Origin of the sequence: Streptomyces sp. SID5469, assembly GCF_009862865.1 — a bacterium.
GTDB lineage: Bacteria > Actinomycetota > Actinomycetes > Streptomycetales > Streptomycetaceae > Streptomyces > Streptomyces avermitilis.
The window spans coordinates 2,351,689-2,363,972 of record NZ_WWIN01000001.1; the positions used below are offsets into that span (position 1 = coordinate 2,351,689).

A 12,284-nucleotide genomic window follows, 5' to 3' on the forward strand; every position below is an offset into this window, starting at 1 on the left:
GAGCCACCGAGGCCCATGTGAACAGCGCGATCGACCACTTCCTGGCCAACGCCCCGGCACAGCTTCTGCCGGCCCGGGAGCTGATGGCCTTCACCCTGGCCTCCCACATCCTGCTCGTGCCCTTCGGCGTGGCCCTGCCCGCCATCACCCTCCTGATGCACTACCGCGGGCTGCGCAAGGGCGACGCCGTCGCGCTGCTGCTCGCGCGGCGCTGGTCGGCGGTCATGGCCGTCCAGTTCGCCATCGGCATCGTGACCGGCACGGTGCTCTCCTTCGAATTCGGTCTGCTGTGGCCGGGCATGATGGGCCGGTGGGGCGATGTCTTCGGCCTCGGTTTCGGGGTCGAGGCATGGGCGTTCTTCCTCGAGGCGATCCTCATCGCGATCTACCTGTACGGCTGGCGCCGGCTCAAGCCGTGGACGCACTTCTGGCTCGGCCTGCCCCTGCCGCTGGCCGCCCTGATGGGGGGCGTTCGGCATCGTGGCCGCGAACGCCTGGATGAACACCCCGCGCGGCTTCACGCTCGACGCGTCCGGCAACCCCGTGAACGTCGACGTGCGGCGGGCGGTCTTCACGCCGATGCTCGGCCCCGAGTACTGGCACTTCGTGGTCGGGGTGATCCTCACCGCCGGGTATGTCGTCGCCGGGGTGTACGCGGTCGGGCTGCTGTGGGGCCGCCGGGACCGCTACCACCGGCTCGGCTTCACCGTGCCGTTCTCCGTCGCCGCGATCCTCACCCCCGTGCAGTTCATCCTCGGGGACTCGATCGCCCGCTCCGTCTTCCACAAGCAGCCGGTGAAGTTCGCGGCCACCGAGATCGTCTGGAAGACCGGCACCCATATGCCGGAGTACATGTTCGGGCGTCTGCGTTCCGACGGGTCGATCTCCGGCGGCATCAAGATCCCCCAGCTGGACTCGATCCTCGCCGGATTCAGCGTGAACACCAAGGTGACGGGCCTGTCGTCGGTTCCCGCGAGCGACCGCCCGACCGCGACTCAGGCCACGATCGCCCACTGGGCGTTCGACATCATGGTGACCATCGGGAGCCTGCTCGTCCTGCTCGCCCTCTGGTACGGCTGGTGTTGGCTGCGCCACCGTGGCCTGCCCAGGTCACCGTGGTTCTTCCGGTGTGCCGCTGTCGCCGGCGCCGCCTGCCTGCTGACGGTGGAGTGCGGCTGGATCACGACCGAAGTGGGCCGTCAGCCCTGGATCGTCTACCAGAACATGCGGGTCTCGGAGGCGGTGACGGACACCCGTGCCTCGTCTCTGTGGGCGATGCTCGGCATCGTCGTGGTGGTCTACGTACTCGTCCTCGGTGCCTTCCTGGCCGTCCTCCTGAAGATGAGCAGCCGGTGGCGGCTGGCCGACGAGGACGCTCTCGCGGGAGCCGCCGCCGAGGATCTGGAGGACGACACCCCCTACGGGCCCCGCCCGTTGTCCACGACCGGAAGCGGGCACAGAGGCGGGAACAACGACGGCGGCAGCGGCAGGGACACGGACAGGGGCGGCGAATGATCGAGGACGTCGTCGCCTGGGTGCTGCTGGCCGTGGTGGCCGCGTACGCGTGCGCCGGCGGCGCGGACTACGGCGCCGGATTCTGGGACCTCGTCGCGGGCGGCCCCGAACGCGGCAAACGCCCCAGGTGGCTCATCGACCACGCCATGGAACCGGTGTGGGAGACCAACAACGTCTGGCTCATCTTCATCCTGGTCATCATGTGGACGGGCTTCCCGGTCCTGTTCCAGACGGTCTTCACGGCCATGTGGCTCCCGCTGGCACTCGCGGCCGTGGGACTCGTCCTGCGCGGCGCCGGCTTCGCCCTGCGCAAGCCCACCCGGCGCCTCGCCCGGCGCAGGATCGTCGGCGCCGTCTTCGCCCTCTCCTCGCTTCTTACGCCCTTCTTCCTCGGAGCGGCCGTCGGGGGTCTCGCCACGGGCCGGGTGGCTCCGGGCACGAAGGCGTCCGCCGACGCCTGGGCCAACGGGACGTCCGTGATCGCCGGACTGCTCACCATCGCCGCGACCGCCTTCCTCGGAGCGGTGTTCCTCACCGCCGACGCCCGCCGCTTCGATGCCGCCGACCTCGTCGGATACTTCCGGCTGCGGGCCTGGTGCAGCCTCGGCGTCATCGCCGTACTGGCGGTCGTCGGGCTCGCCGTGACCCACGACGACGCGCGCTACGTCCACGACGGGCTGACCGGCGGAATCGGTCTCGCCCTCGTCCTGGTCGCCGTCGTCAGCGCGTTGGCCACCGCCGGGCTGCTGTACCGAACGGCGACGGGATGGGCGAGGATCACCGCGGTCGGCAGCGTGGCCCTCGTCGTCGTGGCGTGGGGGCTGGCCCAGCGGCCCTATCTCATCCCCACCTCACTGACCGTGTCCGAGGCGGCCGGCGCGTCGACGACGCTGCGCTGGCTGATGCTGGTCACGGTCATCGCGGTGGTGCTCGTCGGACCGCCCCTGGTCCTGCTCTACCGGCTGGACACCCGCGGAGCCCTCCAGCCCCTCACGGACGCGGACCTGCGGCGGACGGCGTCCGGCCGGGATCCCGAGAACCCGTGACCGGGGCCGGGGCCGGGGCCGGGATCCAGGCCGCCGAGGAGTCGCCGATCGTGTTGGTCGTGGGGGTGACAGGCTCCGGGAAGACCACCGTCGGCAAGGCCGTCGCCGAGCAGCTCGGACTGGAGTTCGTCGAGGGCGACGACTTCCATCCCGCCGCGAACATCGCCAAGATGACCGCCGGCCACGCACTGGACGACGCCGACCGCGAGCCCTGGCTACGTGCCCTCGCCGACCGCATCCGGCACTCCGCCGCGGCGGGCGAGGGGCTGGTCGTCGCCTGCTCGGCCCTCAAGCGCGCCTACCGCGACAAGCTCCGGGCGGCCGCGGGCCCAGGGCTGTGGTGCCTGTACCTCGCCCTCGACCGGGACACCGCCCGGGACCGCGTGTCCCGGCGCACCGGTCACTTCATGCCCGCCCAGCTGGTCGACTCACAGTTCGAGACACTGGAGCCGCTGGAACCGGACGAGCCGGGCATGACCATGGACGCCACGGCCGCCCTCGCGACGATCCTCACCCGGGTGCGGGCCGCCGTCCCGCGCTCCGGCAGGGGCACGGCCCCCTGACGGGTCAGCCGCTCAGGAGTACGGCGACGCCTCCGGTCCGCTGTGCCGGACCGCCGGTACGGGCGACGCCTCCGGCCCGCGGTGCCGCACCGCCGGTACGGACGGGGGAGACCCTCCTGGGCCCGTCCCGCGACCCACGGTGGCGCGGCCGCTACATCGTCGGCGGCTGATCGGCGTCCGTCGCGTCCAGCGCGGCCAGGATGGCCGGTACCGGGATCCGCCCGGAGGCGACCAGTTGCGCACCGCCGCGTCGCAGGGCGGTGGCGAAGGGCGCGGCCCACAGGTTCTCGTAGACCAGGATTCCGGCGGAGTTGCCGGGCTCCAGGGCGGCGCCCGCCTCCTCGATGTCGTCCTGGCCCAGCAGGCCGGAGGACGCGCCCTCGAAGACGGCCAGGTCCAGAGCTCCGTCGCCGGTGAGGTCGGCGATCTCCAGGCCGACCACGGATCCGTCCTTTTCCTTTCCGACAAACATCAGATCGAGGATTCGAATGATGCCGCGGTCCACCAGATCGACCAGCAGAGGAAATCCCTCGCCCGTCATTCGGTTACCGGGAAACTCGACGACCAGATAGTCGATCGGACCCATTTCGACGGATTCATCGCTCACAGCTTCACCCCTGGGTGGTCACGGAATTCCCCCGGTCGCCGAATGCCATTGCGCCATCGTCCCCGAATGCCATTGCATCATCGGACGGAAGCCTCCGCACCTCGGTGCGGTATTCACCCCTCGGTGCGGTATTCACCCGCCGGGCCCGTCCGGGTCGCCGGATCGGGTCCGTACGGATCTCCTGTGACCATGACCAGCAGCGCACCTCCACCGGACCCGGACCAGCACTCCGCGGACCCGTCCGGCGACCAGCGGCTCTCGGCGCGGGAGCGCAGCGAGCTGGACAAGCTGCGGCACCGGGTGAGCGCCCTGGAGGGCGCCGGGCCGTCGGGGGCCGGGCCGTCGGGGGCCGGGCGGCACCACTGGCTCCGGTCGACGGGTTCGGTCCTGCTGATTCTCCTGGCCTCGCTGCTGTCGCTGCTGGCCGTCGTCGCGGTCTGGGCGAACAGCATCGTGCGGGACACGGACCGCTATGTCGCCACGGTCGGGCCGCTGGCGGGCAATCCGGACGTGCAGAAAGCGATCACCAACCGGGTCACCAGCGCGGTCCTCGCGCAGATCGACGTGGAGGCACTGGTCAAGGAGCTGGAGCAGGCGGCGGCGCAGCAGGGTGCCCCGCCGAAGGCGGCCCAGTTGCTCGGCGACCTGAGCGGCCCGATCACGAGCGGCCTGAAGAGCCTGGTCAGCAGCACCGTCCAGCGGGTGGTCTCCAGCAGTGCCTTCGACACGCTCTGGGTGGACGCGAACCGCTCGGTCCACAGCGCTCTGGACAAGGCCCTCACGGGCCACGACGGCGGTGCGGTGTCCCTCAAGAACGATCAGGTCGCCATCGACGTGGGGCCGATCGTGGCCAAGGTCAAGGACCAGCTGGTCAGTGCCGGCTTCAAGCCCGCCGCCCGGATCCCGGCCGTGCATACCGACTTCGTGGTGTTCGCGTCGAAGGACATCGGCGAGATCAAGACGTATCTGCGGGTGCTGGAGATCATCGGCAACTGGCTCCCCGTCATCGCCGTGCTGATCGGCGCCGTGGGCGTGTACCTGGCCGTCAACCGCCGTCGGGCCCTGATCGGGATCGCGTCGGGGGTGTTCGCCGCCATGCTGCTGCTCGGCGTCGCACTCACCGTCGCCCGGGCGATCTACCTCGACCATCTGCCCTCCGGGACGTCAGACGCCGCCGCGGGCGCGGTGTACGACGCGCTGGTCAAGTTCCTGCGCGCGAGTGTGCGGGCGGTCGGTGCGCTCGCCCTCCTGACGGCCGTCGGCGCGTTCCTCAGCGGCCCGTCCCGGGCCGCCGTCCTCACCCGTACGGGCTGCCGCAGGAGCATCGGCGCCCTGCGCGACGTCGCCGTGTCGGCGGGGCTCCCGCTGGGTGCGGTCGGCCGGTTCGTACACCGTTACAAGCGGTGGATCGGCGGCGTGATCCTGGTGGTCGCCGCGGTCGTCCTGTTCACCTGGAGCTATCCGACCACGGCTGTCGTGGTGTGGACGGTGGTGATCGTGCTGGTGGCCTTCGCGATCCGCGAGTTCCTGGACGCGCCGCCTACGGAGCCCGCCTGACCGCGCCCTCGTGCCGGCGTTCGCTCACCCGCCGCCAGATCGCCCGCTGGCACTTGAGCGTGCCGGTCCCGACCACGATCAGTACGACGATGTTGAGCAGCAGTTGGAACAGGGAACCCCGGGCCTCGTCCCAGCTGGCGAACGCGCACGAGACCCCGATGTCGGCCCCCGCCGGAATGGTGGTCACCGAGATGAAGACGCCGAGCAGTGCGCTCGTCCGGGCCTCGGCGAGCGAGACGATGCCGACGATCCCGGCCAGCACCGCCACCACGGCCGAGAAGAAGTTGGGGGTGTCGATCAGATTCGAGACGGGCCTGATCCCCAGCTCGAAGGCCGTCGGCTGCAACCCGGAGCCCCGGACCACGAGGGCGAAGAGGAAGGTCGCGGCAACGGCCAGCAGGAAGCCCACGAGCAGGGCCACGAGGCCCCGCTGGATTCTCGGCCGGGAGTGGTGGTCGATCCCGAGGGCGATGCTGGTGATGGCCCCGTACTCGGGTCCGACCACCATGGCCGCGACGATGAGGATCTGGGAGTTGGTGATGATGCCGACCGCGCCGATGATTCCGGCGATGACCAGGAAGAGGTAGAAGCTCGGGGGGTACCTGCCCTCGGCCCGGATCCTGGCCTCCACCTGCTCCCACACCGGTGCGCGCAGCCGGGCCCCGAGCCGCTCGGCCCCGGTCCTGGCCGCCCGCTCCGAGAACACCATGTCGACCGGGTCGAGGACGATGGAACCGTCGTGTTCCAGTCCGAGGGCCCGCAGGCCGCGCAGCACCTCGTTCGCGGCTCCGGTCAGGACGTCGCACTCGATGGCGTCGCCGTCGGGGTTGCGTACGCCGCCCGTCTGCAGGACCAGGTTCAGGACGCACGGCTCTGCGCTCAGCAGGGCCATGGTGCGTTCCGTGAGGTCCGGCGGGCACACCGCTCGGACATGGATCATGTCCATCCGGACCTCCGCGGGTCGGTGCGGTGCGCCGGCCGTGGCCCGGACAGGTCACTCACCCATTAACGCGGCGGCCCCTGAGCGCGGCAACTCGGCGGGCGGACCCCCGGCACCTGCCGCAGGGTGGGGACATGCGGACGCCCGACGAGCTGAGCGAGGCCGGCTTCCGGTCGCTCTACCGACATCTGCGCGACACGGCCCCCGGCGGCGGCACACGCCGGGGCGCCCTGGACACCATCAGCGCCGAACAGGTGCTGGCGGCCGTCCGCGAGGTGCGGTCGGGACGTACGGTGTCGCTGGCCGCCCCCGTCAACACCCATGCCGCGCCGGACGACGCCGATCCGGCCGAGCACCGGCTCACCGCTCCGGCCGACGGCGAACCGGACCCGACCGGAGTGCAGTTCGCGCGGGACCGCATCGCCATGAACATTCACGGCGATGTGAACAGCCATATCGACGCGCTGTGCCACGTCATCTACGACGGCACCCTGCACGGTGGCATACCGGCGGCGGACGCGCTGTCGCCGGACGGGGCGAGCGCCCTGTCCATCGCCCTGGCCCGCGACGGCATCGTCGGACGCGGGGTGCTCCTCGACATCCCCCAGCTGCACGGCGTCCCCTGGCTCGAACCGGGATCGCAGGTGACGGCCGAGGACCTGGCCGCCGCCGAGGCGGGGCAGGGGGTCCGGGTCGGCCGGGGCGACATCCTCCTCGTACGGGTCGGGCATCGCCGACGGCGTGCGGAGCTGGGGGCCTGGGACGTGGCCGACGCTCGGGCCGGACTCCATCCGGCCGCCATGGAGTTCCTGGCCGAGCGGGAGGTGGCCGTACTCGGCAGCGACGGCAACAACGACGCGGCTCCGAGCGCGGCACAGGGCGTCGCGTTCCCGGTGCATGTGCTCGCCATCCACGCGATGGGACTGCATCTGCTCGACTATCTGCGGTTCGAGGACCTCGTACCGCTCTGCGCGCGGGACGGCCGCTGGTCGTTTCTCTGCGTGATCGCCCCCCTGCGGCTGCCCGCGGCCACCGGCTCCCCCGTCAATCCCCTCGCCATCCTGTGACGGCCGTCGGCCCCCGCTCACCCGACCGGCCCAACTCGCCGGAAACATCACCCGGAGATACGTTGGTGGTTGGGGCCGATGTCCCCTTCACCGGGCAGGACGGACGATGTTCCGAGGACGGTGGCCGGCATGACCGACGCGCGGCACTACGACGTCATCATCATTGGCACCGGTGCGGGCGGTGGCACGCTCGCCCACCGACTGGCCCCCACCGGGAAACGGATCCTCCTGCTCGAACGCGGTGACTACCTGCCCCGCGAACGCGACAACTGGGAATCCACCGCGGTCTTCGTCAAGGGCAAATACCGCGCTCCGGAGTTCTGGTACGACAAACACGGAAACCAGTTCCCGCCCGAAGTCAATTACTACGTCGGCGGCAACACCAAGTTCTACGGCGCCGCGCTCTTCCGTCTGCGCCCCGAGGACTTCGGCGAACTCCGCCACCACGACGGCATCTCCCCCGCCTGGCCGCTGAGCTACGAGGAACTCGAGCCGTACTACACGCAGGCCGAACACCTCTACCTCGTCCACGGCCGGCACGGCGAAGACCCGACCGAGGGTCCCACCAGCGCCCAGTACGCCTACCCGCCGGTCCAGCACGAGCCGCGCATCCAGCAACTCAGCCACGACCTGGAGAAGCAGGGGCTGCACCCCTTCCACCTTCCGATCGGGGTGAACCTCACCCAGGACGACCGGGGCCGGGCCACCCACGCCAGCGCCTGCATCCGCTGCGACCGCGTCGACGGCTTCCCCTGTCTGGTCGGCGCGAAGTCCGACGCGCAGGTCATCTGTGTCGACCCCGCCCTGGAGCACGCCAACGTCGAGATGCTCACCCATGCGGATGTGCGGCGCCTCGACACGGACGCGACCGGACGGAGTGTCACCTCGGTCGTCGCGACGGTGGGGGACGGGGCCGCTTCCACCGTGGAGTTCAGCGCCGACATCGTGGTCGTCGCCTGCGGCGCCGTCAACTCCGCCGTCCTGCTGCTGCGTTCGGCCGATGACCGGCATCCGCAGGGCCTGGCCAACAGCTCGGGCGTGGTGGGCCGGCACTACATGCGGCACAACAACCTGGCCCTGATGGCCGTGTCCAAGGAACCGAACGACACCAAATTCCAGAAGACCCTGGCGCTGCACGACTGGTACCTGGGATCCGACGACTGGGACTACCCTCTCGGCGGCATCCAGATGCTCGGCAAGTCCGACGCCGAGCAGATCCACGGCGAGGCGCCCCGCTGGGCCGGGGCCGTCGCCCCCGACATGCCGTTCGAGGTACTCGCCCACCACGCGGTCGACTTCTGGCTGTGCGGAGAGGACCTGCCCCTCGCCGAGAACCGCGTCACCCTGGACGGGGACGGCGGCATCCATCTGGCGCTCGACGAGAAGAACAACATCGCCGGGCTGAAGCGCCTGCGGCACAAACTACAGGGCATGCTCAGCCACTTGGGCATGCACGAGCACCATCTGCTGTCGCACAGCATCTACCTGCACAAGGGCATGCCCATCGGCGCCACCGCGCATCAGGCGGGCACGGTCCGCTTCGGCCGCGACCCCGCCGACTCCGCCCTCGACGTCAACTGCAAGGCCCACGACCTCGACAACCTCTACGTCGTCGACACGAGCTTCTTCCCGAGCATCGGCGCGGTGAATCCCTCGCTGACCGCCATCGCCAACGCCCTGCGGGTCGGCGACCATCTCGCGGAGCGACTGCGGTGACGGCGGGCCACCCGGCCGACCACGAGACCCGACACCGCACGCCGCGGGAGCGAGCCGCACTCGGCAAGGCCGCCCGGTCCTCCGTACCCCGCTCCAGTCACGCCGAGTTCGCGCCCCCGCAGAAGCGGCCCGACCCGGTGGACGTCGTCGACGCGCAGTCGGCGACGCGGGTGCCCGAGCTCGTACCGATCCGCTACGGCAGGATGACCGAGTCGCCGTTCCGCTTCTTTCGGGGGGCCGCCGCCATCATGGCGGGGGATCTCGCCGGCACTCCCCGGTCCGGGTTCAGGACGCAGCTGTGCGGCGACGCACACCTGCTGAACTTCCGGCTGCTGGCCTCTCCCGAGCGCCGCATGATGTTCGACATCAACGATTTCGACGAGACGCTGCCCGGCCCGTGGGAGTGGGACGTCAAGCGGCTGACCACCAGTCTCGTCATCGCGGGCCGGGCGAACGGCTTCAGCGCCAAGGAGCGGGCCGGCATCGTGCGGTCGACGGTGCGGTCCTACCGCGAGTGGATGCGGCGCTTCGCCGGATGGGGCAATCTCACCGTGTGGTACGCCCAGTTCGACGAGGAGTGGGTGCGCGCCCACTTCATAGACGAGGCGAGCGCGGGGATCCGCGACAGTTGGTCGCAGGCGGTGGCGAAGGCACGTACCCGGGACAGTCTCCACGCCTTCGGCCAACTCACCCACATCGTCGACGGGAAGGTCCGCATCGCCGCGGATCCGCCCCTGATCACGCCGCTCCAGGACCTGCTTCCGGATGTCGAACGCGGCGCGCTGGAGAAGGAGATCCGCCGGCTGATCGAACGTTACGGCCGGACCCTTCAGTCGGACCGGCGGATTCTGCTGGAGCAGTACCGGGTGGCCGACTTGGCCCGCAAGGTGGTCGGGGTCGGCAGCGTGGGCACCCGCTGCTGGATCGTGCTCCTGCTCGGCAGGGACGACAAGGATCCGCTGCTCCTCCAGGCCAAGGAGGCCGACGAGTCGGTGCTGGCGCCCTTCGCCGGCGCGAGCGGCTACCGGACGCAGGGCGAGCGCGTGGTCTCCGGCCAGCGGCTCATGCAGGCCACCAGCGACATCTTCCTCGGCTGGGAGCGGGTCGACGGCATCGACGGCCGCCGACGAGACTTCTACGTACGGCAGTTGCGGGACTGGAAGGGCATCGCCGAGCCCGAGGTGATGGTGCCGGCCGGCATGCGGGCCTTCGGTGAGCTGTGCGGTGCCACGCTGGCCCGCGCGCACGCCAGGTCGGGGGACCGGATCGCCATCGCCGCGTATCTGGGCGGCGGCGATGTCTTCGACCGGGCGCTGGTGACGTTCGCCGAGCGCTACGCCGACCAGAACGAGAAGGACCACCAGGCGCTCGTCGACGCCGTCCGCACGGGACGGGTAGCGGCTGAAGCCGCCTGAAAGGGAGACCACCAAGGAGGCCAGCATGGAACGCTACCCGCCCATCGCCGACCACGGGCTCGTCGGGGACCTCCAGACCGCGGCGCTGGTGTCGTCCCAGGGCGTGATCGACTGGTTCGCGGCACCGCGTTTCGACTCGCCCAGTATCTTCGCCTCCCTGCTCGACCACGACGGCGGCGGCCATTTCCTCCTCGCGCCCGAGCACCCCGAGGGGACCTGGAGGCAGCTCTACTACCCGGACACCGGCGTCGTGGTGACCCGCTTCATGTCACCCGACGGAGTCGGCGAGATCATCGACTACATGCCGGTCCTGCCGGGCCCGACGGCGAGCGACCGGCACAGCCTGGTGCGGATCGTACGCTCCGTGCGCGGCACCGTGCGCTTCCGCCTCGTGTGCCGGCCGCGGTTCGACTACGCGCGGGCCACCCACGAACTGGACCTGACGCCCGACACGGCGACGTTCCGGGCCCCGGGAACGACCGCGTTCCTTCAGTCCACCATCCCGCTCGAACGGGACGAGCAGGACGTCCGCGGCGCCATCACCCTCAACGGCGGAGAGTCGGCGGCCGCGGTGTTCACCGTGTGTGCGCCGGGCGGGGAGGCGCCGCCACCGCCCACCACGGAGCGGATCACAGAAGAGCTCTGGGAGAACATCGCGTTCTGGCACGGGTGGGTGCGCACCTCGCGCTACCACGGCCGCTGGACGGACATGGTGCACCGCTCCGCGATCACCCTCAAGCTCCTCACGTACGCGCCCACGGGCGCGCCGGTCGCCGCCGCCACCATGGGACTGCCCGAGCAGGTCGGCGGTGAGCGCAACTGGGACTACCGGTACACCTGGGTGCGGGACGGCTCCCTGTCGGTGCGGGCGCTGCTCGACCTCGGCTTCGTCGAGGAGGCGGCCCGCTTCACGCGCTGGCTGGGCGACCGTCTGAGCGCCCGCGAAGGGCCGGACGACGAACCCCTCCAGATCATGTACCGGGTGGACGGCGACCCTCATCTGACGGAGGAGATCCTGGAGCACTTCGAGGGCTACCGCGGCTCCTACCCGGTCCGGGCCGGCAACGCCGCCTCCGACCAGCTTCAGCTCGACATCTACGGCGAGGCTCTCTATGCCCTGGCCGAGGGCCGCGAGATCGGCGAACAGACGGGCTATCACGGGTGGAAGGCCCTGGCCGGCACCCTGGACTGGCTCGTGGACTCCTGGGACCGGCCCGACGAGGGCATCTGGGAGACCCGGGGCGGACGCCAGGACTTCACCTACAGCCGGGTGATGTGCTGGGCCGCCTTCGACCGCGGCCTGAGGCTGGCCGCCACGTTCCGCAGGCCGGCCGACACCGTGCGCTGGACCCAGGCCCGGGACGCCATCCTCGAACAGGTCATGGAGCGCGGCTGGAACGACAAGGAGCAGGCCCTGGTCCAGCATTACGGCGGCGACGTCCTGGACGCCTCCCTGCTGCTCGCCCCCCGGGTCGGCTTCATCGCCCCCCGGAGCCCCGGCTGGCTCAACACCCTCGACGCCATGGACCGCGTCCTCGTCTCCGACAGCCTCGTCTACCGCTACGACCCGCAGGCCTCCCCCGACGGACTGCGCGGCTCCGAAGGGACGTTCAGCCTGTGCACGTTCCTGTACGTCGACGCTCTCGCCCGCGCGGGGCGCCTCCCCCAGGCCCGCTACACCTTCGAGAAGATGCAGACGTACGCGAACCACGTCGGCCTGTTCGCCGAGGAGATCGGCCCGAGCGGGGAGCAGCTCGGCAACTTCCCCCAGGCCTTCACCCATCTCTCCCTCATCATGGCCGCGACGACCCTGGACGAGGCGCTCGACGGGCCCCACCACTGAACTCCGGTGGCGCGG

At 70.7% G+C, this 12,284-nt stretch carries 9 protein-coding genes and 1 pseudogene; 8 read left to right on the plus strand and 2 right to left on the minus strand.

Annotation, left to right across the window (positions count from 1 at the left end; translation table 11 throughout):
- Window positions 1–83: 83 nt before the first annotated feature.
- The 3 genes and pseudogenes from GTY58_RS10140 (at window position 84) to GTY58_RS10150 (ending at window position 3,124) form a co-directional block, all read left to right on the plus strand.
- Window positions 84–1,515: pseudogene (locus GTY58_RS10140) on the plus strand (cytochrome ubiquinol oxidase subunit I).
- Window positions 1,512–2,561: a cytochrome d ubiquinol oxidase subunit II gene (locus tag GTY58_RS10145; RefSeq protein WP_010983363.1), complete on the plus strand. Its 1,050-nt coding sequence runs from the start codon at window positions 1,512–1,514 to the stop codon at window positions 2,559–2,561. The pseudogene GTY58_RS10140 and the gene GTY58_RS10145 overlap by 4 nt, the downstream one beginning before the upstream one ends.
- Entirely contained in the window at window positions 2,558–3,124 is a 567-nt protein-coding gene (locus tag GTY58_RS10150; RefSeq protein WP_010983364.1) for a gluconokinase, read from the plus strand. The genes GTY58_RS10145 and GTY58_RS10150 overlap by 4 nt, the downstream gene beginning before the upstream one ends.
- A gap of 151 nt (window positions 3,125–3,275) precedes the next feature.
- Here GTY58_RS10150 and GTY58_RS10155 read toward each other — a convergent pair whose 3' ends face one another.
- Entirely contained in the window at window positions 3,276–3,710 is a 435-nt protein-coding gene (locus tag GTY58_RS10155; protein ID WP_037647336.1) for a DUF6325 family protein, read from the minus strand.
- A 210-nt stretch (window positions 3,711–3,920) separates the two neighbouring features.
- Between GTY58_RS10155 and GTY58_RS10160 the strand changes: the two genes are divergently transcribed.
- Window positions 3,921–5,288 (plus strand): membrane protein, encoded by a 1,368-nt coding sequence (locus GTY58_RS10160; protein WP_010983366.1) that lies wholly within the window; start codon window positions 3,921–3,923, stop codon window positions 5,286–5,288.
- On the opposite strand, the gene GTY58_RS10165 is transcribed toward GTY58_RS10160, so the two are convergent.
- Window positions 5,272–6,234 carry a DUF389 domain-containing protein gene (locus GTY58_RS10165; protein WP_037647332.1) on the minus strand — a complete coding sequence of 321 codons (963 nt, stop codon included), beginning with the start codon at window positions 6,232–6,234 and terminating at the stop codon, window positions 5,272–5,274. The two genes, GTY58_RS10160 and GTY58_RS10165, sit on opposite strands and share 17 nt — an antisense overlap.
- 128 nt (window positions 6,235–6,362) lie before the next feature.
- Between GTY58_RS10165 and GTY58_RS10170 the strand changes: the two genes are divergently transcribed.
- The 4 genes from GTY58_RS10170 to GTY58_RS10185 all read left to right on the plus strand — a co-directional run bounded on the left by GTY58_RS10170 (window position 6,363) and on the right by GTY58_RS10185 (window position 12,269).
- Window positions 6,363–7,295: a cyclase family protein gene (locus GTY58_RS10170; RefSeq protein WP_010983368.1), complete on the plus strand. Its 933-nt coding sequence runs from the start codon at window positions 6,363–6,365 to the stop codon at window positions 7,293–7,295.
- Between the two features lie 129 nt (window positions 7,296–7,424).
- Complete coding sequence (locus GTY58_RS10175) at window positions 7,425–9,011, plus strand: GMC family oxidoreductase (protein ID WP_037647329.1); 1,587 nt, start codon at window positions 7,425–7,427, stop codon at window positions 9,009–9,011.
- The gene (locus GTY58_RS10180) at window positions 9,008–10,426 is read left to right on the plus strand and encodes a DUF2252 domain-containing protein (RefSeq protein ID WP_010983370.1); all 1,419 of its coding nucleotides are present in this window, start codon (window positions 9,008–9,010) and stop codon (window positions 10,424–10,426) included. The genes GTY58_RS10175 and GTY58_RS10180 overlap by 4 nt, the downstream gene beginning before the upstream one ends.
- A gap of 25 nt (window positions 10,427–10,451) precedes the next feature.
- A complete protein-coding gene (locus GTY58_RS10185; protein WP_010983371.1) occupies window positions 10,452–12,269 on the plus strand; it encodes a glycoside hydrolase family 15 protein in 1,818 nt (605 codons plus the stop codon).
- The last annotated feature ends 15 nt before the right edge of the window (window positions 12,270–12,284 follow it).